This window comes from Streptomyces sp. G45 (assembly GCF_049542095.1).
Classification (GTDB): Bacteria; Actinomycetota; Actinomycetes; order Streptomycetales; family Streptomycetaceae; genus Streptomyces.
The window spans coordinates 153,925-179,913 of the sequence record NZ_JBMUZU010000001.1; the positions used below are offsets into that span (position 1 = coordinate 153,925).

The following is a 25,989-nucleotide window of genomic DNA, read 5'->3' on the forward strand; positions in this document are numbered from 1 at the left end:
CTGGCGAGCGACGAACCACCCCAATGGGCCACAGCCACCCAGCTGGTGCCGGTGGCCAACCCGCCGTGTTCCGGGGCCGGTTGGGGCCGGGGACGCAGTGGTCAGGGGAAGTACACACTTGCGCCGTTGAGCTGCGCCTCGGCTCCGGGCGAGAGCCAGCCCTCGGCCTGTCCGAAGCAGCCAGCGTTGGGGAAGACCTGCGCGGTCTGGTCGGTGTGGTTGATCACATGCACCATCCAGCCGCCCACGGGGTAGCAGCCCTGCGGGTTGACGTGGGTCACGCCGTTGATGACGGCGTAGCCGGTGGCGGCGCTCTCGCCGGGGGCCGCCCCGGAGGCGGTGGCGGTGCCGGTCCCCAGGAAGGTCAGGGCGGTCGCGGCGCATGCGGCGAGGATCGAGGTACGTCGAATCATCACTTCTCCTTCGAAGCGGTTGAGGGTGAGTGGACATACGGGTGCCTGCCTACCGGGACGGTCTGTGAACGCACGACGGGTTCACGAGACGGCTCGGGAGGCCGGGGGTTCATGGGCTCGCCTTGGTCCCGTCAGGGAGGGGGATGACGCGCTTGGACTGCGGGCTGGCCTCGGCGGACGGGGCGGGGACCTCGTACAGGCCGGGGGCGGCCTCGACAGGGCGCGGGGCCTCTGGAGCACCGTGCTTCTCCGGACCCGGCTGGGCGTCGGCGGCGCCGGTACGGGCGCCGGACTGCGGATCGGTCGCGCCAGGGCGGGGGCCGGGCTGCGGATCGGCGGCGCCGGGGCGAGCACCCGGCTGGGGGTCGGCCGCGCCGGGGCGAGGGCCGGGCTGGGGGTCGGCGGCGTTCTTGGAGGGCCGCACCCCGACGCACTGCCCGGCGTCGGTGTAGGTCTGGGCGATCAGTGAGCTGGCGTTGGTGGTGGAAGGGCTGTTGACCGTGATGTTCTCCACCTTGGCCGCGCCCGCGCTGTCGTTGACGCGGAGAGTGCCCTGCGTGCGGACCATGGCGTTCTGCGCGCCGAGGGTGAGGATGTCCTTGGGCTTGAGGGTGATGGTGTACATCATCCGCTCCTGGACGCTCTGGGTGAGCTCGCGCCCGGCCGTCAGCCGGAAGGCCGCGGTGAAGGCCTCCTTGACGCCGACGTGCAGTTCGTCGTGGCCGGTGACCGAACCCATGGAGGAGGAGGTCACCTCGGTCTGGGTCTCGGTGGAGTTCTCCGTCTGGCCCTGGATCTGCTTCTGGGTGGTGGTCTCGTTCTGCGTGCCGTTGAAGTTGTGGGTCTCCGTGTTGGGGCCCTTGTCCTTCGGGGCGCTGTGATCGACGGTGCCCTTGTTGGTCGAGGTCTGGTCCCGCTTGGTCTCGGTGTCGGTCGTGGTGCCGGTGACGGTGGTGGTGCCGGTGTTCTGGAGGCGGGCGGACTCGGTGTGCTCGGCGTGGTCCTCGCCCCAGACGGTCTTGTCGACGGTGCCCTCGTGGGTCCAGGAGCCGGAGATCTCTCCTTCGACGTTGTCGGTGACCGACGACGTGAGGGTGACCTCGCGCTCGACCTTCATGTCGGCGTCCGAGCAGTTGACGATCGCGCTGCCGACGTTGGTCACGGCGCTGAGGTACTCGACCGGGCCCTGGGCGATGCGGAAGTCGCAGCCAGCGCCCTTGCAGGACTTGAGCACGTCCTTGACGGGAACCGGGCGGCCGTCGCGGGACGCCTTCGGCACCGGCATCCTGTCCGTGGCCTGACCGGCGGGCACGGTCGGCTCGGGAGCGGCGGCCTGGGCGGGGTGGGTGGCGGCGAGGGTGGCGGCCAGGGCGAGGGCGAGCGCGGAGGCGGAGAGCGGCACGGTCCGCCGGGCGGGGGATGGACGCCGGTTCGCGGAGCGGGTCATGAGGCGGTTCCTTGCGGGAGGGGACGGACATCGGCGGAGCGGGCAGGAGCCGCGGCGGGACCGGGCCGGACCGACTGGGCGGGCGCCTGGACGAGGGGCCGCAGGCGGGCGGTGGCGGCGCCGGACGGGGACTGCGCCGAGGCCGGGGTGGTGACCTCGGCGTGGAAGCCCGGCGGGGGCGGCGCGGCTGCCGGGGCAGGAGCCTGACCGACGGCGGGCGCGCCAGCTGCCGGGGCGGCGGCCTGGGGGGCGGGCGCCGGGGCGAAGGCCGGGGCGTGCTGGGCGCCCGGAGCCGTGGCGCGGGCCTGCGAGCCGCCGTCCACGCCGCCGTTGTCGGGAGTGACCCGCAGGGGGCGCTCGGTCAGGCAGTGGCGCTGCTCGTCCTGCGTCATGGGGCCGGTTCGCTGGTAGAAGCGGTCCGGGACCCGGTTCGACGGGTAGTCGAGCATCGCGTCGATGCGGACGCCCCCCTCGCCCTGGAAGAGGCCGGAGATCCGCTCCCGGGACGCCTGGACCTCGTACCAACTGGCCTCACCGGGCTGCACGGTCTGCTCGACCGTCTTCTCCACACTGCGGGTCGGGGTGAGCGGATCAGTGGTGTTGACGAGGTTGGTGTTGCCCAGGAGCCGCTGGAAACCGGCCGCGGCCTGCTTCATCATGTGCGGGAAGGCTTCCTGGAGGTTCGGCGACCCGGTGCCCTTGTCGTCGCCGCCGCTGTTGGCCAGGTTCTGGTCGGCTTCCTGGGCGTTCTTGATGCGGCGCAGTTCCTGCGTGATGCTGTCGAACCCCTCCTCGGTGTAGGAGAGGGTGCGCTTGTCGGTCTTCTGGTTGCGCGTGCAGTTGATCGACGCGTAGTCGATGACGCGGACCTTGGAGTAGTACTGGTAGGAGTACTCGGGGTCGGCGGTGAACCGGCAGGCGTTGGCCCCCTTGCAGGTCTCCAGGGCCGTCTCGAGGGAGATCTCGTCGGTGCCCTTGTAGGCCTTCCAGGGCATCTTCTCCTGCTCGACGTAGTAGTCGACGGCGGCCGCCTGCTGCTCGGCGGTGACGGCGGCGATCAGCGGGCCGCAGGCCTTCTCCTCGTCACCGGCGCCGGTCGGCTTCTCCAGGGACTCGAAGGCGATCAGCGGGTTGTCCTCGGCCGCGGTGAACTCGAAGACCTTCGGCTTCGCCGACCAGGAACCGTCGCCGGTCTTGTTGGCGGGCTTGGTGTAGCCGTCGGTCCTGTACTCCTCGGAGTGGTGCACCGGGCGGTCCTTCGACGGCTTGCCGTCGGGCCCGATCTCCACCGGCTTGTAGGCGCTGACCTTGTAGCGCTGGCCGTCGGCGACCCGCGCGGGGGTGCACGAGGACAGGGTGGAGGCGGAGTCGGAGAACTCCACGCGGACGGTGGCGCCCGCGTTGACGTTCCACAGCCGCTGGCGCAGGACGCCGGGACCGGTGCTGTCCTTGAGGGAGACGGCCTGGCGCTTGTCGGAGCGCTTGGCCAGAGGGGCGGAGAACAAGGTGACGTCCTTCCCCGTCCACTCCTTGGGGACAGTCTCCTGACTGGCCTCCGCCGTGGCGGACAGCTTGTCGGCGGCGAAGTCCCCGTTGAGGACCGGTGTGGCCCGCCACGGGGCCTTCCGGTCGGCGGCGGGGGCCGGTGGCGCCGCGAGGGCGGGCGCGGCGGCGAGGGGGAGGACGAGGACACCGCCCAGGACGAAGGCGGCGGGCAGGCGCAGGGGCGTTGCGCGCACGAGCGTGGCTCCTTACTGGGGTGGCGTGGAGGGGAGGCGGGTGAGGGTGCCGACCGGGGTCACCGTGGGGTTCTCGTTGTCCTGGCCGGACTGCCCGGGCAGGCAGTTGTGGGTCGTGGGCGGGAACTGGTACTGGTCGGCCTGGTAGAAGCTGATGTGCTGGGAAAAGATCCCGCACATTTGTGCCGACGCCTGCTCAGGGGAGGCGAAGCGGTCCTTGTTGGCCAGCTCGTCGACGAACGTGGCCGTGGACTTCAGGTCGGTCTGCGTCGCCTCGCCGTTCGTGGCGTATCTGGCCAGGCAGCCCGCGGTGCCGGGCGGGCAGTCCTCGATCTCGTCCTGGTTGCCCTTGCGGGCGTCGCAGCCAGCCGGGTTCGTGGTGCCGTCGGCACACGGGTCCGACTGCTTCACCTTGGGCTGATCGCCCTTGGGATAGGGCGGCATGTCCATCGGCGGCGCGGACGGACCGTCCCCCGGGTCGGCCGCCGTGGGCAGCCCGGACATCGACGCGGAGGCCTCGCCGCCGGGCGCGCCGCCCCAAGCGGCCCGCACCGCCGCGGCCAGTCCGGCCACGGCGTCAGGCCCGCCGCCCAACGCCGCCCGCAGGTCCGGGGAGCGCTCCAGCAGCCAGGCCGCGTAGGCCCGGGCCGCTGACGCCCTGGCCTCTCCCCGCCCCGCGGGGCGGCCTCGTACCCAGGCGGTGACGGGACCCGTTCGTACGCCGTCACGGCGTGCGCGGCTCCCCGCGCCGCGCCCAGGCAGATCGCCGCCCCAAGGACCACGACAGCGGCCCTCACGCGCTTCGTGTCGTACATGCATTCCTCCGCTCGGTCACGCTCGGTCAGGTGTTTCGCACGAACACATTCTGAGAACACGAATCCGATTCCCAGGGAGGCGATTGCGGGCGGCGGACCGACAAGGAGAGCGCGGAAACGTTTCTTCGCACGCCCCTACGCTCTGGCACATGACAGACGCATACTTGAGACCGAAAGGCGCATTCACCCGAACAACCTGAGAATCATTTCTTCATATCGTCCTGTCATCAGGAAGGTGGGCTTCTGCGATATCCGGTCGCGAGTCCGGGGCCAGCGCCCGTACCCACCTGGCCCCGCTGTGGAATTCACCGGAAGGGCGGCACGTGGGCGTGTCCCGCCCCGTCGGCGGCCAACTCCCGCTTCCCGTCACCTCATTAGAGGAAGCCCGAAGAGGCGAGGGAATCGTGCGCCCCTAGGCGGCGATCGGGCGGGAAATCACCCGTCGGCAACGAACGCCCTTTCGCTGCGATGACTCGGGAACGGGCTGGTTTTCCGGGGTCTTGCCGCACCGTTTTTCGCCTTCCCGAGGGCTTCCAGCGCGGCCGAGCGCGCTGTGTGTGCGCCCCCTGAGCGGATGCCGGGCGTTCAGGTGATGTCGTTCCCGACGGGTCGCGTCGCCTCGTGGGCTGGGACAGGCTGCAAACGTCGCACAGCCGTTCCACTGTCCGGTCCCGGCGACGCCACGCGGCGCCCCTGGCCGGAGAAGCGGCTTGCCCTCTCCCCACGCCTAAGGAGCACCATGTCCCCCACAGCGCGCCGCACCGCTCTCGTGCGCCTGTTGGCCGTGGCCACGGCCATCGTCGCCATACCGACCGCCGCCCCCGCCGCCGCGGACGAGATCCAGCCCACCGTGACCAGTTGGGGCGCGGGCATCGTCGGCCAGCTCGGCAACGGCACCATGACCGACAGCGCCACTCCCACCGCTGTCACCGACCTGCTGCGCGGGGACGTGAAGAAGATCTCCGCGGGCGGCACCTCGTCGGAGAACGGCTTCGCGCTCGCCCTCGCCAGCAGCGGCGGCACCGTCCGGTCCTGGGGCCACAACGCCTCGGGCCAGCTCGGCAACAGCACGCACGCCGCCCAGAAGGTCCCCGTCAAGGTCCCCAACCTGCCGCCCATCAAGGACGTCGCGGCGGGCGGCGAGCACGCCGTCGCCCTCGACGAGCACGGCCAGGTCTGGTCCTGGGGCGACAACTCCTACGGCCAGCTCGGCAACGGCCGCAACGGCGACAACCGCAGCGTCCCCGCCCGCGTCCAGGGCATGCCCGGCGTCACCCAGGTCGCCTCGGGTTGCGACTTCAGCCTCGCCCTGCTCACCAACGGCAAGGTCTACGCCTGGGGCCGGGGCATCTACGGCCAGCTCGGCAACGGCAGCCGGGACTCCAGCACCGTGCCCCGCCAGGTCACCGGCCTGCCCAAGGTGTCCAGCATCGCCGCGGGCTGCCACCACGCGCTCGCCGTCACCGCCAGCGAGGACGGCGACGACGCGGGCAAGAACGTCGTCAAGTCCTGGGGCTACAACATCTACGGCCAGCTCGGAAACTCGTCGACCGCGTCGTCCGCCACGCCCGTCGACGTCGACTGGCTCGAAGGCGTCTCCACCGTCCACGCGGGCGCCTGGCACAACTACGCCGTCATGAACGGCGGCGCCGTGTGGGGCTGGGGCCACAACCAGTACGGGCAGCTCCTCGACGAGGACGAGACCTTCGACGGGGAGACCTACCGCACCAACCGGACCGCCCCCATCGAGATCCCCGAGCTGAGGAACCTGACGAAGCTCGCCGCGGGCGCGTTCCACGGCGTCGCCCTCAAGGACGACTACGTCTACACGTGGGGCCAGAACGCCGACGGCCAGCTAGGCGACGGCAGCACCACCGACAGCCACACCATGAAGCGGGTGCTGCACTCGGACTCCTCCACCACCGACGTCACCGCCTCACTCGGCGGCAACACCACCTACACCCACTGACCGGACCGCCTCCCAGCGCGGGTACGGCCCCTCGCTCGCCCGGCTCCTGATCCGGGCCTGGCCGGGACCACCCACCGCCGCACCGCCGTCCCCAACTCCCGCGACGCGCCGCCCCAGTCGGCGCGCCTCCCCCCACGAGGTACTTCCATGACCACCACCCGTGTCCTGAGCACCACCCTGCTCGCCTCGCTCACCCTGACCGGCCTCGCCCTGCCCAGCGCCTCCGCGGCGACGGACCCCTGGGTCCGCCCCTGGGGCACCAACGCCGTCGGCCAGCTCGGCAACGCCACCACCATCCCCCAGACCACCCCCGGCGACGTCGTCGGCCTCGCCCGCGCCGATGTGCGCACCCTGTCCGGAGGCGGCGACGACAAAACCGCCTTCGCCGTCGCCCTGCTGGCCGACGGCACCGTCAAGAGCTGGGGCGCGAACGCCACCGGCCAGCTCGGCAACGGCACCACCACCAACCAGCCCGTCCCCGGCACGGTCGCCGTCCTGTCCGGCATCAGCGCCGTCGACGCCGGGCTCGACCACGGCCTCGCCGTCCGCAAGGGCCGGGTCTACGCCTGGGGCGGCAACGCCAAGGGACAGCTCGGCAACGGCGTCACCGACGAAAAGAACCCGGCCAAGGTCCCGGTCCTCGTCCAGGCCCTCGACGAGGTCAAGGACGTCGGCGCGGGCTGCTCCTTCAGCGCCGCCCTGCGCCAGGACGGCACCGTGTGGACCTGGGGCGACGGCACCAACGGGCGCCTCGGCCTCGGCGGCACCGACGCCCGGAACACCCCTCAGCAGATCAAGGACCTCACCGACATCGCCGCCATCTCCGTCGGCTGCAGCCATGTCCTCGCCCTGACCGTCGACGGCAAGGTCAAGTCCTGGGGAGAGGGGAAGAACGGACAACTCGGCAACGACACCACGGCCGACAGCCCCTCCCCCGTCGATGTCAAGCTCCTCTCGGGCGTCACGCAGATCTCCGCGGGCCCGTTCCACGACTTCGCGATCCTGAAGGACGGCACCGTCAAGGGCTGGGGCTGGAACAAGTTCGGACAGCTCGGCGACGGCACCACGACCGACCGCACCACCCCCGTGCCCATCGACACGCTCAAGGGCACCAAGAGCATCATCGGCGGCGCCGACTTCACCGTCGCCGCCCAGCCCGACGGCTCCGTCCTGACACTCGGCAACAACGACGCCTCCCAGCTCGGCGACGGCACCACGACCGCGACCACCGCCCGGGACAACAAGCCGGTCATCGCCCTCCCCAGCGGAAGCGGCATCACTCGTGTCGCCACCCTGGCCAACGGCAAGTCCGCGTACGCCTACTGACCGCCTCCCCACCGGCGTCGCGCCCCTCCGGGCCGTATCACCGTGACCGGTCCCGCCCCTGCTCCTCCGCGGAAGGCACGGGCGGGACCGGCGGTCAGTGGCCGGTGGCCGGTGGGGTGTGGGCCGTCAGCTCACGCGGTCGTGCCCCAGGGGACCTTGATGTCGGTGTGGTGCGCCGCCGCCGTCGACAGCAGGACACGCAGCCCGGCCGCCGTGGTGTCCACCGGCATCGACGGAATGCCGTAGCCGGACACGGCGGGCATCTCGGGGGTGTGCGGCACGTGCACGAAGCCGCCGCGCCGCCCCTTGCCCTCGGTCGCCAGCAGATGCATCAGCCCGTAGAAGACGTGGTTGCACACGAACGTGCCCGCGGACAGCGACACGTCCGACGGGATGCCCGCGTCGTGGACGGCCTTGGCGCACCGTTTGATCGGCAGGGTGGAGAAGTAGGCGGCCGGACCGTCGGCCACGATCGGCTCGTCCACCGGCTGCGCGCCGTCGTTGTCGAGGCCGGGGCTGTCGTCGACGTTGATGGCGACCCGCTCGATCGAGATCCCGCGTCGCGGTGACAGGCCCAGGCACAGCACGATCTCCGGATCGGCGGAGAGCACCGCCTGTCGCAGTGCGGGAAGGGACCGGGAGAAGACACACGGCAGCTCCACCGCCGTCACCTCCAGGCCCTCCGGCGGCTTCTCCCGCAGCAGCTGCGCCGCCGCCCAGGACGGGTTGTACGTGTCCTGCATGAACGGTTCGAACCCGGTGACCAGCACACGAGTCATCAGAACGGCTCCTTTCCCCAAGCGGGTTCCGAGTGGGAGGCCAGCGGCTCCTGGGCGCCCGCGACAGCACCACAGGGCGCTTCGCCCTCGATGGACGGCGTCCCGGCGCGAGCGGCGCGGGCGGTTCGGAGCGCTGACCGGAGAGCACACCGCGCCGCGGGGGCCGCTGACCTCCCGGTTCGGTGCTACCACCACTCATCCCCCGCGCCCCGGCCCCCTACCGGCACGCTCACTCCACCGGCCGCCCGCGCTCGAAGCACCCGGGACAAGCCCCTGACCGCCTCACGCCCTCCGCGCACCCCCGCTCGCCCCCACACCTCGTGCGCCGCTGGCCGCTCGCAGCTCGTCGACCGGCGCCCGGCACTCACTCCCCCGCGAAGACCCCCAGCGCGTCGTACGCGATCCAGGAACCGCTGGTCTTGCGCACCTTCAGGACGTTCTCCCCGGCCTTGAACAGCCGTGCGGGCACCGGGAATTCGTAGGTCGAGGGCTTGAGCGCGGTGCCCGGGCGGGTGGCGTCGCCCTCCAGCGAGCCGCGGGTGGCGCCGCCGCGGAACTCAAGGGTCCGCACGGGGCTGTCGTTGAGGGTCACCTCGGCGCCGCCCGCGGCGGTCGCGTGCGCGTCGATCAGCCACAGCGCGCAGGCCAGGTCGTCCTTCGGGGCCGGGGCCAGGTCGAAGCGGAGCGTGAAGGTGTGCTCCTTGCGGCCCGCCCAGGAGTCGGCGGGGCCCGGGTGCAGGTAGCACCAGTCGCGGCCGGGCGTGGAGGTGCCGTACCGGTAGGTGACGCCGTTGGGGAAGGCCGTCAGGTAGCGGGCGCTCTGGTCCGGGGACAGGGCGAACTCCAGGCCCTTGTGGTCGAACTCACCGACCTGGGCCACCGCCCGGCCCGCCGCGACCGAGCGGGTGCTCGCGGCCGACACGGGACGGGACGCGCGGGTCCGCGCGCCCGAGTCGACGACGGCGACGACGCTGTAGTGCCGGGTCCGCGGCTCCGGGCCGACCCAGTGGGTGAGGTGCGGGTAGAGGGTGCGCCCCAGCAGGGTCGCCGAGCCGCCGGGGCCGCCCGCCCGGTCGGCGCGCTCGGAGACGTACACCTCGTAGTGGTCGACGAGTTGCCCGCGCCGCGGCCGGTAGGAGTGCCAGGCCAGTTCGACGACGGCGAGCCCGCCGGTGGCGGTGAGGCCGGAGACGGTGCCGGACAGGTGCCGGTCGCGCCCGCGCCCCGAAGGCGCCGCGGCCAGCGCGGACGCGGCCGGGAGCGTTGTTTCGGTCATGATCAGCTCACCTTCCGCAGGCCGGGGCGGCCGTGCTCGACGCGGAACCGGTCGAGGGAGAAGCCCGCCGCCTGGTTGTCGGCACGCACATAGGGCACGGCACGGTACTCGGCGGTGATCGCGTCCGCGGCGGCGCGGCCGAGGACGTAGCCGCGGCGCCCGTCGTAGAACTTCATCCAGGGGTGCTGCATCCAGTCCTTGGTGTAGTTGTCACTCGGCGCGCCGTCGCCGTCGGAGGCGATGGAGGTGCCGAGGAACTCGCTGCTCACCACGGCGGATCCGGGGTCGGAGAAGTCGGCGAGCAGGTCGCCCGCGATGGAGCGGTGGCAGTCGCCGGTGAGGACGACGGAGGGCGCGACGCCGCGCTCGGCGAGCACGTCGAGCAGGCGCTGGCGCGCGGCCGGGAAGCCGTCCCACTGGTCGACGCGGCTCTCGGTCACCTTGACCAGGCCGACCTGCTGGAGCAGCAGGTTCCACCGGGTGTCGGACGTCCGCAGACCGCGGTAGAGCCACCGCTCCTGCGCGGCGCCGAGCATCGTGCGGCCGGGCGCGTGCTGCTCCTCGGCGTTCGCGGGCTTGGCGTCGCGGTACTGGCGGGCGTCGAGCACGTGCAGGGTGGCGAGGCCGCCGTAGCGCAGTCGGCGGTGGAGGCGCGCGTCGGGGCCGTGGGCGAGGGCGAGCGGGGGCAGCGGGCAGTTCTCGTAGTACGCGCGGTAGGCCACGGCCCGCCGCAGCAGGAAGTCCTCCTCGCTCAGGCCGTAGTACGACGTCTCGTCGGCGTAGTCGTTCTGCACCTCGTGGTCGTCCGGGGTGAGGATCCAGGGGGCCGCCGCGTGGGCCGCCTGGAGGTCGGGGTCGGACTTGAACAGGGAGTAGCGCACCCGGTAGTCGGCGAGGGTGTTGGTCTCCAGCTCGTGCCGGGGCCCGGGCAGCGGGGCGGCGCGCCACATGGTGGCCGCGGTGATGCCGTACTCGTAGATGTAGTCGCCGAGGAAGAACACCACGTCGGGGTCCTGGGCGACCATGTCGCGGTACGCGGAGAAGTGGCCGTGGTACCACGCCTGGCAGGAGGCGGTGGCGAAGGTGAAGGCGGAACGGGAACGGGCGGCGGGCGCGGTGCGGAACCGGCCGACGGGGCTGGTGCGGCCCTGGGTGCGGAACCGGTAGAAGTACGCGCGCCCCGGCCGCAGCCCGCGTACCTGCGGGTGTACGGAGTGTCCCAGCTCGGGCAGGGCCAGGGCGGTGCCGGAGCGCGCGACGCGGCGGAAGCGTTCGTCCTCGGCGACCTGCCACTGCACGTCGTAGCCCGCGCGGGGCATCCCGCCGTGCCCGTCATCGGCCAGGGGCCGGGGCGCCAGTCTGGTCCACAGCACGCAGCCGTCCGACGTCGGCTCGCCGCTGGCCACGCCGAGGCGGAACGGTTCGTCGCGCAGCCGCGGGGCGCCGGACGCCGCTTCCGCCTGCCCGGCCAGCCCGGCCCCGGCGAGCAGCGCGCCGACGCCGACACCGGTCGCCCGCAGGAACAGGCGCCGGTCCGGTCCGCAGGACGTGGGCGATGCAGAACTCATGTGTCCCTCCCGGGGGTTGTCCAGATCCGCACAGATCGTTCGCGCCCGGGGTGGCCGCGGCTCTGCGGACAGGTGAAGAACAGCCGGATGGGAGGGGTCGTTCGAACCCGCTGAGCGATGTCCGGGCGTGGGCGCGGAGCCCGGCGCGCTGGTGCGGCCGGGCGCCCGCGGGGAGCGCGCGCACGACCGGGTGTGCCGCGCGGCCCGGTGCACCACAGGGCCGGGTGCACCGCACAGCTCGGTGCGTCGCGCGGCCCGCGCCGGGCCTTCACACCGCGCGCACCGGTTCGTCAGGCGCGGTCGCTGGTCAGGTCCTCCAGGTGGGCCAGGGCGCGTCCGGGCCCCGGGTTCTCCGCGTAGCGCAGGTCGTTGCTGTGCGTGAGGATGTCGGACGACAGCTGGCGCATGACGCGGAGCTGGGGGCAGCCGGTGACCTCCTCGGGCAGTTCGAAGCCGCCGAAGCGTTCGATGGCGCACCAGGTCGCCGCGGCGGGCCAGCCCGTTGACGAAAGTGAGGGGTGAGCGCAGCAGGGGAATCGCATGGCCGAGCAGGGGCATCGCCCCCGGGGCCGCGCCGCAGACCGGGTGGGCCGCCGCCGCGTGCCCCCGGCGGGCGCGCACCCGTGGACCCCCCACCCACCGTATTGACATGATCATGAAGCGTGACGAGCCTGGCGTTCGCGCACAAACGTGCCGGACAACTGCAAGGGGGGCTCATGAGACGAAGAGCACGCGCGAGATCGGTCCTCGCCAGCGGCGCACTGCTCGTCGGTACGCTCGCCGCCGTACCGCACGCACAGGCCAGCGGCCCCGCGAAGGCCACCGCCGAGGACGACGCGGTCGTGAGGGTCTACCGGGCCGACGTCACCAAGAAGCAGATACCGATCATGGTCAGGGCGGGCCAGGACGCGCACGAACTCGCCGGGCAGGTGCCCGACCACGGCACCGGCCGCGTCGAGCTGTACCTCACGAAGGCCCAGGCCGAGGCAGTGGAGCGGCAGGGCATCGACCTGCGCGAGCACCAGCTCTCCGCGGCGGCCTCCAGGCGCCTGAAGGCGGCCGGGGACGGCGTGTACCGCCCGTACAGCGGCAAGGGCGGGCTCAAGGAGGAGATCGTCCGCACCGCGCGGGCCCACCCCGGCCTCACCAAGGTCGTCTCCATCGGCAAGACCCTCCAGGGCAAGGACATCCTCGCCCTGAAGCTCACCAAGGACGCGAAGAAGTCCAAGGACGGCGCCAAGCCCGCCACGCTGTACATGTCCAACCAGCACGCGCGCGAGTGGATCACCCCCGAGATGACCCGCCGCCTGCTGCACCACTACCTCGACAACTACGGCAAGGACAAGCGCGTCACCCGCCTTGTGAACTCCACCGAGCTGTGGTTCGTGCTCTCCGCCAACCCCGACGGCTACGACCACACGCACGCCGCCGACGGCGACCGCCAGTGGCGCAAGAACCTCCGCGACATCAACGGCGACGGCAGGATCGCCGCGGGCGACGGCGTCGACCTGAACCGCAACTTCGCCTACAAGTGGGGCTACGACAACGAGGGTTCGTCCCCGAACCCGTCCTCGGAGACCTACCGCGGCGCGGGGCCGATGTCCGAGCCCGAGACGAAGGCGATCGACCGCTTCCAGAAGCGCATCGGCTTCGAGTACGCCATCAACTACCACTCGGCGGCCGAGCTGATCCTCTACGGAGTCGGCTGGCAGGTCGCCACGCCCACCCCCGACGACGTGCTGTACAAGGCCCTCGCGGGCACTCCCGACAAGCCCGCCGTCCCCGGCTACCACCCGCAGGTCTCCTCCGAGCTGTACACCACCAACGGCGAGGCCGACGGCCACGGCGGCAACGTCAACGGCATCGCCATGTTCACACCGGAGATGTCCACCTGCCAGACCGCGTCGAACGTCGACCCCGACGACGCCTGGAAGCCCGAGGACTGCGCGTCCGTCTTCACCTTCCCCGACGACGAGAAGCTGATCCAGCGGGAGTTCGCCAAGAACGTGCCCTTCGCGCTCGCCGTCGCCGAGACCGCGCTGCACCCCGACCGCCCGGTCTCCGTCTCCGGCGTCGACGCCCCGGACTTCACCCCCGACTCCTTCACCACGTCCCTGGCGCGCGGCGGTGACCAGGAAGTCGCCGTCACCGCCCGCAAGTCGGTGCGCGACAAGCAGCTCCGCTACCGCGTCAACGACGGCCGCACCCGCAGCGAGGGCCTCGCGCGGTGGAAGGGCGGCGAGACCTACGGCGGTGAGGACAACCTGTACTTCGACCAGTACCGCGCCGACGTCGAAGGGGCGCGCCCCGGCGACAAGGTCGAGGTGTGGTTCACCGGCCGCACCCAGAAGGGCCGCACCAGCAGCGAGCACTTCACGTACACCGTCGCCGAACGCCCCAAGGCCAGCGTCCTCGTCGTCGCCGAGGAAGGCGCGGGCGCCACACAGACCCGCGCGTACGTCGACGCCGTCAAGGCCAGCGGCCGCACCGCCGCCGTCTGGGACGTCGCCAAGCAGGGCGTCCCGCACCCCCTGGGCGTCCTGTCGCACTTCCGTACGGTCGTGCACTACACCGGCGACTCCGTGCCCGGCGCGCCCACCCAACTGGCCCTGCGCGCCTACCTCAACGAGGGCGGCAAGCTGATCGAGTCCGGCGAGCGCGCGGGCGGCACCGTCGATCTCGGTGACGCCCTCACGGACGACTTCGCGCAGTACTACCTGGGTGCCTACGAGCGCCTGCCCGCACCCGGCGCCCAGAGCCTCACCGGCACAGGCGCGCTCGCGGGCGCGGGCGGTCCGCTCGGCGCCGCCGACGGCAACCCGCTCGACAAGGCGGGCCGCTTCACCGTCACCTCCGACAACCTGCCCGCCGACCGGTTCCCCCAGTTCAAGAGCGCCGCTGCGGGCGCCTATCCCGGCCTGGCCAACCCCTACGCCCCGTACGCGGGCCAGGGCATGGCCTCCGCGACACACGCCGACCGGGACTACAAGCGCCTCACCCGCAACCTCGACCTCACCGGTGTCACCGCCGCCGACAAGCCCGAGCTGCGCCTGGCGCTGAACTGGAACCTGGAGTCCGGCTTCGACCACGGCCTCCTTGAGGCGCACACCGTGGGCGCCGACGACTGGACGACCCTGCCGGACCGCAACGGCGCCACGTCCACCGCCGTGCCCACCCGGTGCTCGGCCGGTTTCTTCCTCACCGCCCACCCGTTCCTGCGCCACTATCTGACGCGCGGCGCGAGCGACTGCGCGGCCACTGGCAGCAGCGGCGCCTGGAACAGCCTCACCGGCTCCTCCGGGGGCTGGAAGCAGGTCGCCTTCGACCTCGGTGCCTACGCGGGCAAGAAGGTCGAGGTCTCCCTCAGCTCGGTCTCCGACCCCTCCGACGGCGGCCGCGGCCTGTTCGCCGACAACGCCCAGCTCGTCGTCAACGGCACCGCGACCGAGACCGAGGGGTTCGAGACCTCCCTGGGCACCTGGACCGCCGCCCCGCCCCCGCCCGGTAGCGCCAACATCACCGGCGACTGGGCGCGCACCGGAGAGCTGTACAAGCCCTACGCGGCCGTCACCGCGCGCGACAGCGTGCTGCTCGGCGTCGGCTTCGAACACCTCACCGGCGCCGCCGACCGGGCCAGGCTCATGAACACCGCCCTGACGTATCTGCGCCGCTGACCCGCCCCGACCAGACGCCCACGCGTGACGCCGACCTTCAGGCCCCGGACGCGGCCCTGGAGGTCGGCGTCACCGCGACCGCGTCCCCTTCACGCCACCGCGGCCCGCGTGGTCGTCGACGGCACGGGAGCGGCGGTCTCCCCTTCGCGCGCGGCGTGTGCTGGACTGCCCGGGACAACCCGTACACAGCGATGGGGTGCATGCGATGCCTCTTGAGGGCGAGTACGAGCCGAGTCCGGCGCGGTGGGTGCGCGAACAGGTCGAGCTGTACGAGAGGTCCGGCGGCACCCAGGGCACAACGCTCTGGGACACGGGCCTGCCGGTCGTCATCGTCACGATGCGCGGGGCGCGGAGCGGCAGGATCCGCAAAGTTCCCCTGATGCGCGTGGAACACGAGGGGCGGTACGCGGCGGTGGCCTCGAAGGGCGGCTTCCCCGTCACCCCGTCTGGTACTTCAACCTCAAGGCCGACCCCCGGGTGGAACTCCAGGACGGGCCCGCACGCCAGGTCATGACGGCCCGTGAGGTCACCGGCGACGAGCGGGACCAGTGGTGGCGGCGCGCGGTCGCCGCGTACCCGGCGTATACCGACTACCAGAAGAAGACCGACCGTGTGATCCCGGTCTTCGTCCTCGAACCCGAGCACCTGGACGGGCCGACGTAGGCCCCCGCCGCACCGGTGGACCCAGCCCTGGAGGGACCTCCGGGCCCGCCCGCCTGTCCAGTGGCACGGCAGCTGAGCGGGTCACTGGCGCGCGGCGTTCCTCCGGTGCGCCCCGCCGCTCCTGCGGTGCGCACTGCCTCGCGGGCGCCAGGCCCTGTAGTGGATTCTCGACGCCCAGGAGACGCCGTAGACCGCAGAGAGCAGGCACGCCACGGTGAGCGCCTGCCAGCCGGGCACGATGCCGGTCACGTAGGCCAGCCAGGCCTGGGACCACACCAGGGCCTCCACCAGCCACCGCGTCTGCGAGACGCGTTCGTCTGGCGTCCACCCCAGCGTCCGCAGCACCACTCGGCCCGCGCCCTTCGCACTCCCCACGGCCCTCCACCCTCGCCAGCTCTCCGGCCCGGTCACCAAGGTGACACGTGGAGCGGCGGGGCAGGGGTTGCGGGGAGCCGCGGAAGTGGGGAAGCGGAGGGCTCTTGGGAAGCGTCAGGGCGGTCAGGACGGTCAGGACGCTGACGTCTCGCGGTCCGGTGCGGCGTCGGCGGCTTCCGGGGTCGCGGGGCGGGGTCCCGCGGCGCGGCGCAGGCGGTTGGCGATGGCGAGGCCGAGGCCCTCCTCCGCCGGTACGGACGCGATGATCAGGTCGCATCCCCGCTGGTCGAGCTCGCGGAGGAAGCCGTACAGCTCGCGGGCGTAGGCGGCCGTCGAGGCGGGGACCGCCGCCACGGCGTGCGCCTCGACGGGGGTGTCGGTGAAGGCGGGCGGGAGGAAGACGCCCACCCGGTGCCCGAGCCGCTGTGCGCGTTCCGCTTCGGCGACGACCTCGTCGGGCTCGACGAGGACGACGCGGGCGCGCGGCGCGTAGTGGGACGGGTGCTGTCCCGGCACCCGGACGCGGCTGGTCTCGGGGACCGCGAGCGGGTGTCCCAGCACCGCTTCGAGGTCCTCGCGGGTCACTCCGCCGGGCCGCAGGATGCTCAGGGTGTCGCTCGTGGCGTCGACGATGGTCGACTCGACGCCGACGCCGCAGGGGCCGCCGTCCAGGACGACGTCGACGGCGTCACCGAGTTCCGCGCGGACGTGGTCGGCGGTCGTGGGGCTGACCGAGCCGAAGCGGTTGGCGGACGGGGCGGCGATGCCGCCGCCGAAGGCCGCGAGGAGCGCGCGGGCGACGGGGTGGTCGGGCACGCGCAGCGCCACGGTCTCCAGGCCGCCGGTCGCTTCGAGCGGCACCCGGCGGCCGCGCCGCAGCACGAGCGTGAGGGGGCCCGGCCAGAAGTGCTCGGCCAGCAGCCGCGCCGACGCGGGCACGTCCTCGGCCCAGTCCCCCAGCTGCTCCGCGCCGCCGATGTGGACGATCAGCGGGTGGGTGGGCGGGCGGCCCTTGGTCTCGAAGACGCGGGCGACGGCGGTCGCGTCCTCGGCGTTGGCGCCCAGGCCGTAGACGGTCTCGGTCGGCAGGGCCACCAGGCCTCCGGCGCGCAGCACTCCGGCCGCCTCGTCGATGGCCGCCTCGTCAATGGCCGCCTTGTCGATGTCGCTGGTCGTTGCCGTCACTCTCGCGTTCCTCTCCCTGTTCCGCTCCGCGCTGTTCCGCTCCGCGCGGGTCCGTGGTCTCGTCGGGGCCCAACGACGCGGCCACGGACGACGACACCGCGCGGAACCCTACGGCAGAGGGGCTACCCCTTGGTCAGGCCGTGGGCGGCGACCACCTGGGCGCTGCCGTCGGCCAGCCGGTAGGACAGGCCCACCACGGCCAGGCGGCCCGCGGCCACCCGCTCGGCCAGGACGCGGGAGCGGTCGAGGAGCAGGTCGACGGTGTGCCGGATGTGCTCGTGGAGGATCTCCTCGTCCTGGTCGCGTCCCGCGGCGCGGGCCGCCAGCACGCTCGGGGTCACCCGCTCGACGACGTCGCGGACGAACCCGGCGGGCGCCCTGCCGCCGTCGGCGGCCTCGCGGGCGGCGGCGATGGCGCCGCACGAGTCGTGGCCGAGGACCACCACCAGCGGGCAGTCCAGCACGCTCGCCCCGTACTCGATGCTGCCGAGCACCTCCGAGCCGACGACGTGCCCGGCGGTGCGGACCACGAACAGGTCGCCCAGGCCCCGGTCGAAGATGATCTCGGCGGCGAGGCGGGAGTCGGAGCAGCCGAACATCACCGCGAAGGGGCTCTGTGCCGGTGCGGTCTCCGTGCGGCGGGCAGCGTCCTGGTTGGGGTGCTCCGGCACGCCGGTGACGAACCGCTGGTTGCCCGCCAGCAGCGTCTCGAAGGCGTCGTCGGGGGTCGGCGTCAGCGTATCGGTCATGCCCGTAGGTTATGCGAGGCGGCTCCGACCTGCGGAGACCGGGTGGAGCTCGCCTCGTGCCCCGAGGGTGGGCGCGGGTGCGGACGCCCCGAGGACTCCCTCACTGGTCCTCCTGCTCCTCGGCGACTTCTGGGGCCGGCGTCCGCCGGTGGCGTCCGACGGCGAGCCGATGACGGGGTCAGTCGGTCATGGAGTACGAGGCGATCGCGCCGCGCGCGAAGCTCGCGTCGCCGTGGAGGCGGGCCACTCCGACGGCACCGGCGGCCCAGATCTCACGGGTGCCGGGGACGAGTTCCAGGTCGTACACCTCGAAGTGCTGGTGTCGCCGGTGCTTCTCGGTGATCTTTCCGGAGCGGTCGGCGACCGCCTCCGGGTCCTGGATGACGCGCAGCGCGCCCTTGGCGGTCCGGTGCTGTTCGCCGCCGCGGAGGCTGCCCAGGACGAAGCCGCCCGCGCCGTCCCCGCATGTCTGGACGGCAGAGCCCGCGGGAGCCTTCGACGTGTCGACGGCCCTGTGGGCCTCGCGCCAGCGCGTGCCGTCCCAGTGCAGGGCGAAGGGGGTGTGGGGCACGCGGGAACCGGCTTCGGTCTCATAGCTGTGCGAGCCGAACGCCCAGGCGTTGTCCGGGGCGAGGGCGACGACCTCGACCAGTGGCGCCTCCGGTTCCGGCCTCGGGTCGCGGGCGCGGTAGCCGGGTACCGGGGTGGGCCGCCACGTCGTTCCGTCGAAGTGCGCGGCCGCGGGCTGGCCCTCGTCGTCGACGCCCACCGCCCAGACGTCCTCGGGGCCGCTGGCGGACAGCGAGAAGACGTAGTCGGTCGGCAGGTGGTGGCCGGTCCAGCGGACGCCGTCCCAGTGGTGGGCGAGGGGACGCGTCGATGACGCGTCCAGCGCCCACGCGTCGTCGGGGGCCACGACCGCCACGTCCCGCGTGCTGAAGTCGACCGTGGTCCTGCGCCACCGATCGCCGTCCCAGCGCATCGCCCCCGGGTCCCCCGCGGTGCTGTCGTCGGCTCCCAGCCCGTTGGCGAACAGCCACACGTCGTCAGGGCTTGAGGCCTCCAGCAGCGCTCCCCCGAGTTGTGCGCCCTTCTCCGCCCGCAGCGGTGGCGGCAGCGGGGCACGCCTCCAGGAGGCGCCGTCGCGGTGCAGCAGGAGTTCGCGCTCGTCGCCGTTCTTCCGGGTCTCCGTGGCCAGGGCCCAGCCCTCGTCGGCGGACACGGCGGCCAGCTCGTGCAGGTGCGCGTCACGTGAGGCGCTGACGTAGTCGAGCCGCCAGCGCGGAGCGTCCCCGCCCTCGGCTCCGTCCCCGCCGCCGCATCCGGTCGCCAGCAGCAGCACGAACGCCGTCATCACCACAGCCCACCGCTGCGCGACATGCTCTGACACCGGGCCGACCCCCTCACGTCGAGGACACGCGAAGAGCGTACGAAGCAGCTCCGGGACGGGTCCCCACACCGGCCCCGCACGGCCCGGTCGGACGCCCCCACGCCTCCGGCCGGGGAACTCGTGCCGGCTCGCCGCATCCGTCACCGGCCGAAGGGGCGAAGGCATCCGAGAGTGATCCCATCGGAACTGCGGAAGTGAGCCCCATGCACACCTCGGTCGTCGTGTTCACCTGCGATCTGCGTCTGTCGGACCACCCGCCGCTGCGCGCGGCCCTGCAAGGGGGCGCCCGGGTGGTGCCGCTGTTCGTGCGGGATCCGGCCATGGACCGGGCGGGTTTCGCCGCGCCGAACCGGCTGGCGTTCCTCGCCGACTGCCTGCGCGACCTGGACGCCCGGCTGCGGGAGCGCGGCGGCCGCCTGGTGCTGCGTGAGGGCGACACGGTCACGGAGGTGTGCCGGGTGGCCGCCGAGGCGGACGCCGACGAGGTGCACATGGCGAGCGACGTGAGCGTCTTCGCGCAGGCGCGCGAGTGGCGGCTGCGCCGGGAGCTGGAGGCCGAAGGGCGGCGCCTGTACGTGCACGAGACGGTGAGCACCGCCGTCGCACCGGGCGCGGTGGCGCCCGCCGCCTCCGACCACTTCGCGCTGTTCACCCCGTACTACCGCCACTGGACCGCGCAGGCCCTGCGGAACGTCATGGACGCGCCACGCACGATCACCGTGCCGACGGAGGTGGGTTCCGCCCCGCTGCCGGAGCGCGGCAGGGTGGGCGGCGTGGCGCCGGGGCTGTGCGCGGGCGGCGAGACGGAGGGGCGGCGCGCGCTGTCCGCGTGGCTGCGCTACGGCGTGCACGCCTACGAGCAGCGTCACGACGACCTGGCGGGCGACGCCACCTCCCGGCTCTCCCCCACCTGCACTTCGGCACGCTGTCCCCGGTCGAGGTGGTGCAGCGGGCCCGCAAGACCGGCGGCCCGGGCGCGGAGGCGTTCGTACGGCAGGTCGCCTGGCGCGACTTCCACCGCCAGGTGCTCGCCGCGTGCCCCGACTCCGCCACGCGCGACTACCGCACCCAGCGCGACCGGTGGCGCCGCGGACGGGACGCGCAGGCGGAGACCCAGGCGTGGCGGGAGGGCCGCACCGGCTACCCGGTGGTGGACGCGGCGATGCGGCAGCTGCGCCACGAGGGCTGGATGCACAACCGGGGCCGACTGCTCACGGCGAGCTTCCTCACCAAGACGCTGTACGTCGACTGGCGGGTCGGCGCCCGCCACTTCCTGGACCTGCTGGTGGACGGCGACGTGGCGAACAACCAGCTCAACTGGCAGTGGATGGCGGGCACGGGCACCGACAGCCGACCGAACCGCGTGTTCAACCCCGTCACCCAGGGCAAGCGGTACGACCCGGACGGCGCCTATGTGCGGCGCTGGGTGGAGGAGTTGGCCGACGTGAAGGGCGCCGCCGTGCACGAGCCGTGGAAGCTCCCGGCGCGGGAGCGCTCCCGGATCGGCTACCCCGAGCCACTGGTGTCCCTGGCGGTGGGCCTGGACCGCTTCCGGCGAGCGCGGGGGCGCGCCTGAGGCCCGCGGCGGCGTGGGGGCGCGGGCGTCGCGTCCGCCGGTTCACCGCGTGGTGTGCAGCGGGCGCAGCGCGTCCACGGCCTGCGCGAGACCGGTCGGCCTGAGGAAGCCTGCCGGGTGGGACCGGCTCCAGCCGGGGCCGCCCAGCATGACCGCGGGACCGCGCCGCGCCCCCTTCATGCCCCAGCGCAGCCCGGCGACGCGCTGGGCCAGGGCCGGGGCGGCCCGCGCGCTCTCCTGGGCCCACAGCACGACCGCCGCCGGGCCGAGCCGACGCACCGCCGCGTCCAGCGCCCCGGCGGGCACCGCGGCGCCCAGCATGCGCACCGGCAGCCCCTCACGGCTCAGCGCCGCGTGCAGCGCCTCCAGGGCCAGGGTGTGCTGTTCGCCGGGGACGCAGGCCAGCAGGAAGCACCCCGCCCCCGGGGAGGGCACGGGGGCGGGGGGTGGCGTGGTGCGGCGCAGCACGGTGGAGACGTGCCAGGAGAGCAGGTGCTCGATCTCCACGTACTGGTCGCCGGAGGAGGCCCAGCGGCGTCCCACGGCGTGCAGGGTGGGCACCATCACCTCCTGCCAGGCGACCACCACGCCGTACCGCTCGACGGCGGCGGTGAGGTGCTGCTCCAGCGCGGGGGCGTCCAGGCGTACCGCGGCGCGGGCCAGGCCGCGGCACTCCTGTCGGACGTCCCCGAGCGGCAGCGCCCCGGCGGCCCGCGACCGGCCAGCGGGTGCCGTGGGCCCGTCGGACGTCGGACCGGCGGCGGCTTCGGAAGCGCCGGGAGCGCCGGGAGCGCCGACAGCGGCCGTACGCGCCATACGAACCGTACGAGCCGTACGGGCGGCGCGGGCCGCCTCGGCCGGTGGGATGCCGGTCGCGGTCAGGCGGCACATCTCCTCGACCGTCGCCACGTCCACGGCCGTCCAGCGGCGGTGCCCGCCCTCGGTGCGCGCGGTCGGTCCGATGCCGTAGCGGCGGTCCCACGAGCGCAGCGTCATCGGTGACACGCCGAGGCGACGGGCCAGCACACCGGTGGCGACACCGGCACCGCCCGGCACGGCGGGCGGCTTCGAGGGAGGCTGTGCGGCGGAGTTCACGGCGATCAAGTGTTCCCCTCCCCCTGACCCGCGGTGCGCCGGAGCAGGGTGCGCACGATTATGCCCGCGAACGGCTGCCGCGTCGCGGCGCCGCGGGGCGGGCTGGGGCCGCGGCGCACGTCGTTCGTCCGTGGCCGCTACTCGGTGGTCTGCCGCATGGTCTGTCCCAGGCGCAGCAGGCCCCGCCGGGCGTGGCTCTTGACCGTGCCCAGCGGCCAGCCGGTGACGTGGGCGATCTGCGTCTGCGTCAGGTCGCCGTAGAAGGCCAGGCACAGCACCCTGCGCTGGGCCTCGGGGAGGCGGCGCATCTCCCGGGTGACGTCCAGGCGGCTCAGGACGGCGTCCTGCGGGCACGACGGGTCCGGCGAGGGCGGCGACTCGTGTGCCGCCGCCGCGACGGCGTCGGTGCGCCGGGTACGGGCGGACAGAGCGTCGGCGATCTTGTGCCGGGTGATGCCCACGAGCCATCCGGGGAGCGACCCGCGGCCCGCGCGGTAGCCGTGGCGTCCGCGCCAGGCTGCGAGGAACACCGTCTGGGTGACGTCCTCCGCTTCCGCGCCGTCGCCCAGCGTCTGCCGCGCCAGCGACAGGACGAGCGGAGCCCAGCGGCGGTAGACCGCCTCCACGCAGCCCTCGTCGCCCGCCGCGAACCGGGCGGACAGCTCGTCGTCCGGGTACTGGACGGGCACCGGCCGGGCTTCGCTGTCAGCGAGTGCGCTCATGTGGACCGCTCCTTGTCCGGGGTGACTTCTCCCCTCACGGCCACGGTCCGGCCCGTACGCTCGGGGCGGCAACTCGCATCGGGTCTGCATCGGTTTGCCAGGAACCGGGCCCCTAGTACGGGAGCTGAGCGCCCCCTTCGAGAGTGCGCACGCTGCGGGTTCCGGCAGGTCGCGCCATGCTGGGTGGCCTGACCGCCCGGGACGGCGGGTGGCCTGACCGCCCGGGAAGGCGCGGCGGAGGCGGCGGCCACCGGTGTGCGGGGCAGCGGAGTCAGCGGCCGGGCCGCATCCGTCCGCGGGGCGACGGCCGAACTCCCTGAACGCGCGCCCCGACGGAAGGAAGAGCCATGGAGACGACGACGGGCCGACCGCTGTGCCTGGTGACCGGGGCCAGCGGGTACATCGGCGGGCGGCTCGTGCCCGAACTGCTGGCCGCGGGGTACCGGGTGCGCTGCCTGGCCCGCTCCCCGGGAAGCTGCGCGACCACCCCTGGGCCGAAGACGTGGAGGTGGTCCGCGGGGACGTCACCGACCCCGACACGGTCGGGGACGCGATGCGGGACGTCGCCGTGGCCTACTACCTGGTGCACGCCCTCGGCACGGGACGCGGCTTCGAAGAGACCGATCGCCGGGGCGCGACCGTCTTCGGCGCGCGGGCCGCCCGCGCGGGCGTGCGCCGCGTCGTCTACCTCGGCGGGCTCACCCCTGCCGGGGTGCCCGAGCGGGAGCTGTCGCCGCATCTGCGCTCCCGGTCCGAGGTCGGGCGCATCCTGCTGGCGAGCGGGGTGCCGACGACGGTGCTGCGCGCCGCCGTGATCATCGGGTCCGGTTCGGCGTCCTTCGAGATGCTGCGGTACCTGACCGAGCGGCTGCCGGTGATGGTCACACCGAGCTGGGTGCGCACCCGCATCCAACCGATCGCGGTCCGGGACGTGCTGCGCCTGCTGGTGGGCAGCGCCGGGATGCCCGCGGACGTGAACCGCGCCTTCGACGTCGGCGGCCCCGACGTGCTCACGTACCGGGACATGATGCTGCGCTACGCGGCGGTCGCCGGGCTGCCCCGCCGGGTCATCCTGCCGGTTCCGGTGCTCACCCCGCGCCTGTCCAGCCACTGGGTGGGCCTGGTCACGCCGGTCCCCGCGTCCATCGCCCGGCCGCTGGCGGAGTCGCTGCGGTACGAGGTGGTGTGCCGGGACGACGACATCGTCCGGTACGTCCCCGATCCGCCCGGCCACCCCATCGGCTTCGACGAGGCGGTGCGGCTCGCCCTCAAGCGCGTACGGGACGCGGAGGTCGCCACCCGCTGGTCCTCCGCGTCGGTGCCGGGCGCCCCCAGCGACCCCTTGCCCACCGACCCGTCCTGGGCGGGCGGCAGCCTCTACACCGACCTGCGGGAACGCCCGGTCGACGCCCCGCCCGAGGCCCTGTGGCGGGTCATCGAAGGCATCGGCGGCGACAACGGCTGGTACTCCTTCCCCTTGGCCTGGTCCGTGCGCGGCGTCGCCGACCGGCTCGTGGGCGGCGTGGGGCTGCGCCGCGGACGCCGGGACGCGCACCGGCTGCGCGTCGGCGACTCCGTGGACTTCTGGCGGGTGGAGGAGGTCGAGCCGGGGCGGCTGCTGCGGCTGCGCGCGGAGATGCGGCTGCCCGGCCTCGCCTGGCTGGAGCTGTACGCCGACACCGACGACGCGGGCCGCACCCGCTACCGCCAGCGCGCCCTGTTCCACCCGCACGGACTGCTCGGCCACGCCTACTGGTGGGGCGTATCCCCGTTCCACGCGGTCGTCTTCGGCGGCATGGCCCGCAACATCGCCCGCACGGCCGAGCGGGCGGACGGCCACGGACCGCGGAGCGGAACGCCCGCCGCTGTCCCGAAGGCGGTCCGAAGGTCCGGCTAGCGCCGTGAGGTGCCCCGGCCTGGTGCGAGAATACGGCGAGGCCCGTGGTCCGTACGGGGCCGCGCCAGCGTGAAGGAGGGGGCACTGTGGTGCAGTGGTGGCTCATGGCCGACCGCGTCCGGCCGGTTCCCGAGCCGGTGGCCACCCCGTTGATCTGGGGTGCGGCGGTGGGGGGCGCCTTCGTCCTGCTGATCGTGCTCGACCTGCTCGGCGCCCTCGACAGCACCGGACTCGCACTCGTCGGCCTGTCCCTGCTGGCCGCGTCGCTGGGGGCGCGGGGGCGCTTCACCGCCGCACCGGGCACGGCCCTGCTGTGCTGGGCCCTGCTGAACATCCGCGCCGCCGCCCCCACGGGGGAGATCTCCTGGGCCGAGCACCGCGACCCCCTGTGGATCGCCTGCCTGCTGTTCGCGGCGCTCACCGGCACGGCCGGTGGCCGCATCCGCCACGCGCGCGCCGCGTACCGCCGCGTGACGCCGCACCGCACCGCCGACTGACTCCGCCGGGTCGACGCGCGGCGCCGACAGACTCCCGGCAGGCGCACACCGCCGACGGCTTCGTCGCAGCCCTCCCGGCGAGAACAGGCGCGCCGCGCTGTCCACTTGACGGACACCATGACCCGGTGCGCCCCCTGTGCTGCGGCACCGTGGGTCAGGTCACGGCTACTGACTCGGCCCAGCGGGAATGGACACCCCACGGCACAACGCCGAAGCCCCCAGTGCGGGAACACCGGCTTCCCAACCAGCCCGCACCAACTGACACGTTCCTGTCCGCGGCCCGGCTGCTGCCGCCCGGGTGCTCGGTCTCCCTCGACCTGTCGCACATCGGCCTCGCCGTCGACGTGGATCTCGCCCTCGCCAACGCCTCGCGCCTTGCCCAGGCCACCGCCGACACCGGGCGGGAGATGATGATCTCCGCCGAGGGCTCCGACCGGACCGACGACGTTCTCGCCCTGCACGGCGCGCTGTGCGAACGGTTCGACCATGTGGGCCTCACCATCCAGGCACGCCTGTACCGCACCGCCGACGACCTGCCGGAGCTGCTGTCCCGCCCCGGCCGCATCCGCCTGGTCAAGGGCGCCTTCCTCGAACCCGATGCCGTCGCCCACCGGCGCGAGGCCCCGGCCCTGGCCACCGCCTACCTCGCGTACGCCCAGCAGCTGGCCGAGGCCACCCCACCCGGGAGTACGTCGTCTTCGGCACGGAGTGGTGGCTGTCCGTCTGCAACCGCATCGCCGAGGACCCGCAGCGCCTGCTCCAGGCCCTGGTCGACGCGGCGGCGTGATCACCGTATCCATCCCCGGCATATTCCTTGACACGAATATTCGTTGT

19 protein-coding genes and 3 pseudogenes are annotated in these 25,989 nt (G+C 73.3%); 8 read left to right on the forward strand and 14 right to left on the reverse strand.

Features of this window, described 5'->3' with window-relative positions; translation table 11 throughout:
- Window positions 1-101 precede the first annotated feature (101 nt).
- The 4 genes from ACOBQU_RS00680 to ACOBQU_RS00695 all read right to left on the reverse strand — a co-directional run bounded on the left by ACOBQU_RS00680 (window position 102) and on the right by ACOBQU_RS00695 (window position 4,172).
- Window positions 102-413, reverse strand: coding sequence for a hypothetical protein (locus ACOBQU_RS00680; protein ID WP_423623622.1), 312 nt, complete (start codon window positions 411-413; stop codon window positions 102-104).
- Window positions 414-522: 109 nt separating this feature from the next.
- Complete coding sequence (locus ACOBQU_RS00685; protein WP_423623624.1) at window positions 523-1,860, reverse strand: hypothetical protein; 1,338 nt, start codon at window positions 1,858-1,860, stop codon at window positions 523-525.
- Entirely contained in the window at window positions 1,857-3,599 is a 1,743-nt protein-coding gene (locus ACOBQU_RS00690; protein ID WP_423623625.1) for a hypothetical protein, read from the reverse strand. The genes ACOBQU_RS00685 and ACOBQU_RS00690 overlap by 4 nt, the downstream gene beginning before the upstream one ends.
- A gap of 12 nt (window positions 3,600-3,611) precedes the next feature.
- Window positions 3,612-4,172, reverse strand: coding sequence for a hypothetical protein (locus tag ACOBQU_RS00695; protein WP_423623627.1), 561 nt, complete (start codon window positions 4,170-4,172; stop codon window positions 3,612-3,614).
- Window positions 4,173-5,153: 981 nt separating this feature from the next.
- On the opposite strand from ACOBQU_RS00695, the gene ACOBQU_RS00700 reads away from it, so the two are divergent.
- Both ACOBQU_RS00700 and ACOBQU_RS00705 read left to right on the forward strand, forming a co-directional pair.
- Window positions 5,154-6,383 carry an RCC1 domain-containing protein gene (locus ACOBQU_RS00700; RefSeq protein ID WP_423623629.1) on the forward strand — a complete coding sequence of 410 codons (1,230 nt, stop codon included), beginning with the start codon at window positions 5,154-5,156 and terminating at the stop codon, window positions 6,381-6,383.
- Window positions 6,384-6,530: 147 nt separating this feature from the next.
- Window positions 6,531-7,709 carry an RCC1 domain-containing protein gene (locus tag ACOBQU_RS00705; protein WP_423623631.1) on the forward strand — a complete coding sequence of 393 codons (1,179 nt, stop codon included), beginning with the start codon at window positions 6,531-6,533 and terminating at the stop codon, window positions 7,707-7,709.
- 131 nt (window positions 7,710-7,840) lie between these two features.
- Here the strand turns inward: ACOBQU_RS00705 and pcp are convergent, their stop codons facing one another.
- The 4 genes from pcp to ACOBQU_RS00725 form a co-directional block, all read right to left on the reverse strand.
- Window positions 7,841-8,488, reverse strand: a complete 648-nt coding sequence (gene pcp / locus ACOBQU_RS00710) for a pyroglutamyl-peptidase I (protein ID WP_423623632.1) — start codon at window positions 8,486-8,488, stop codon at window positions 7,841-7,843.
- Window positions 8,489-8,852: 364 nt separating this feature from the next.
- On the reverse strand, window positions 8,853-9,764 hold the full coding sequence (locus ACOBQU_RS00715; protein WP_423623633.1) for a polysaccharide lyase family protein: 912 nt from the start codon (window positions 9,762-9,764) through the stop codon (window positions 8,853-8,855).
- Window positions 9,765-9,766: 2 nt separating this feature from the next.
- Window positions 9,767-11,332: an alkaline phosphatase D family protein gene (locus ACOBQU_RS00720; protein WP_423623634.1), complete on the reverse strand. Its 1,566-nt coding sequence runs from the start codon at window positions 11,330-11,332 to the stop codon at window positions 9,767-9,769.
- Window positions 11,333-11,622: 290 nt separating this feature from the next.
- Entirely contained in the window at window positions 11,623-11,874 is a 252-nt protein-coding gene (locus ACOBQU_RS00725; RefSeq protein WP_423623635.1) for a terpene synthase family protein, read from the reverse strand.
- A gap of 174 nt (window positions 11,875-12,048) precedes the next feature.
- On the opposite strand from ACOBQU_RS00725, the gene ACOBQU_RS00730 reads away from it, so the two are divergent.
- Both ACOBQU_RS00730 and ACOBQU_RS00735 read left to right on the forward strand, forming a co-directional pair.
- Complete coding sequence (locus ACOBQU_RS00730) at window positions 12,049-15,006, forward strand: M14 family zinc carboxypeptidase (RefSeq protein WP_423623637.1); 2,958 nt, start codon at window positions 12,049-12,051, stop codon at window positions 15,004-15,006.
- Between the two features lie 205 nt (window positions 15,007-15,211).
- Window positions 15,212-15,669 (forward strand): annotated as a pseudogene (locus tag ACOBQU_RS00735) (nitroreductase family deazaflavin-dependent oxidoreductase).
- Between the two features lie 81 nt (window positions 15,670-15,750).
- On the opposite strand, the gene ACOBQU_RS00740 reads toward ACOBQU_RS00735, so the two are convergent.
- From ACOBQU_RS00740 to ACOBQU_RS00755, 4 genes are all read right to left on the reverse strand, one after another.
- Window positions 15,751-16,044, reverse strand: coding sequence for a hypothetical protein (locus ACOBQU_RS00740; protein WP_423623639.1), 294 nt, complete (start codon window positions 16,042-16,044; stop codon window positions 15,751-15,753).
- Window positions 16,045-16,176: 132 nt separating this feature from the next.
- Window positions 16,177-17,229 carry an L-threonylcarbamoyladenylate synthase gene (locus tag ACOBQU_RS00745; protein ID WP_423623641.1) on the reverse strand — a complete coding sequence of 351 codons (1,053 nt, stop codon included), beginning with the start codon at window positions 17,227-17,229 and terminating at the stop codon, window positions 16,177-16,179.
- A 122-nt stretch (window positions 17,230-17,351) separates the two neighbouring features.
- On the reverse strand, window positions 17,352-17,978 hold the full coding sequence (locus tag ACOBQU_RS00750) for a carbonic anhydrase (RefSeq protein ID WP_423623643.1): 627 nt from the start codon (window positions 17,976-17,978) through the stop codon (window positions 17,352-17,354).
- A 178-nt stretch (window positions 17,979-18,156) separates the two neighbouring features.
- Window positions 18,157-19,368 carry a hypothetical protein gene (locus ACOBQU_RS00755; protein ID WP_423623644.1) on the reverse strand — a complete coding sequence of 404 codons (1,212 nt, stop codon included), beginning with the start codon at window positions 19,366-19,368 and terminating at the stop codon, window positions 18,157-18,159.
- A gap of 203 nt (window positions 19,369-19,571) precedes the next feature.
- On the opposite strand from ACOBQU_RS00755, the pseudogene ACOBQU_RS00760 reads away from it, so the two are divergent.
- A pseudogene (locus ACOBQU_RS00760) lies at window positions 19,572-20,944 on the forward strand (cryptochrome/photolyase family protein).
- Between the two features lie 42 nt (window positions 20,945-20,986).
- On the opposite strand, the gene ACOBQU_RS00765 reads toward ACOBQU_RS00760, so the two are convergent.
- Together ACOBQU_RS00765 and ACOBQU_RS00770 are read right to left on the reverse strand one after the other, a co-directional pair.
- Window positions 20,987-22,039 carry a MerR family transcriptional regulator gene (locus ACOBQU_RS00765; protein WP_423634179.1) on the reverse strand — a complete coding sequence of 351 codons (1,053 nt, stop codon included), beginning with the start codon at window positions 22,037-22,039 and terminating at the stop codon, window positions 20,987-20,989.
- Between the two features lie 137 nt (window positions 22,040-22,176).
- The gene (locus ACOBQU_RS00770; protein WP_423623646.1) at window positions 22,177-22,761 is read right to left on the reverse strand and encodes an RNA polymerase sigma factor; all 585 of its coding nucleotides are present in this window, start codon (window positions 22,759-22,761) and stop codon (window positions 22,177-22,179) included.
- 347 nt (window positions 22,762-23,108) lie between these two features.
- On the opposite strand from ACOBQU_RS00770, the pseudogene ACOBQU_RS00775 reads away from it, so the two are divergent.
- The 3 genes and pseudogenes from ACOBQU_RS00775 (at window position 23,109) to ACOBQU_RS00785 (ending at window position 25,973) form a co-directional block, all read left to right on the forward strand.
- Window positions 23,109-24,658 (forward strand): annotated as a pseudogene (locus ACOBQU_RS00775) (SDR family oxidoreductase).
- 89 nt (window positions 24,659-24,747) lie between these two features.
- Window positions 24,748-25,155: a hypothetical protein gene (locus tag ACOBQU_RS00780; RefSeq protein ID WP_423623648.1), complete on the forward strand. Its 408-nt coding sequence runs from the start codon at window positions 24,748-24,750 to the stop codon at window positions 25,153-25,155.
- A gap of 221 nt (window positions 25,156-25,376) precedes the next feature.
- Complete coding sequence (locus ACOBQU_RS00785; RefSeq protein WP_423623649.1) at window positions 25,377-25,973, forward strand: hypothetical protein; 597 nt, start codon at window positions 25,377-25,379, stop codon at window positions 25,971-25,973.
- Window positions 25,974-25,989: the final 16 nt, after the last annotated feature.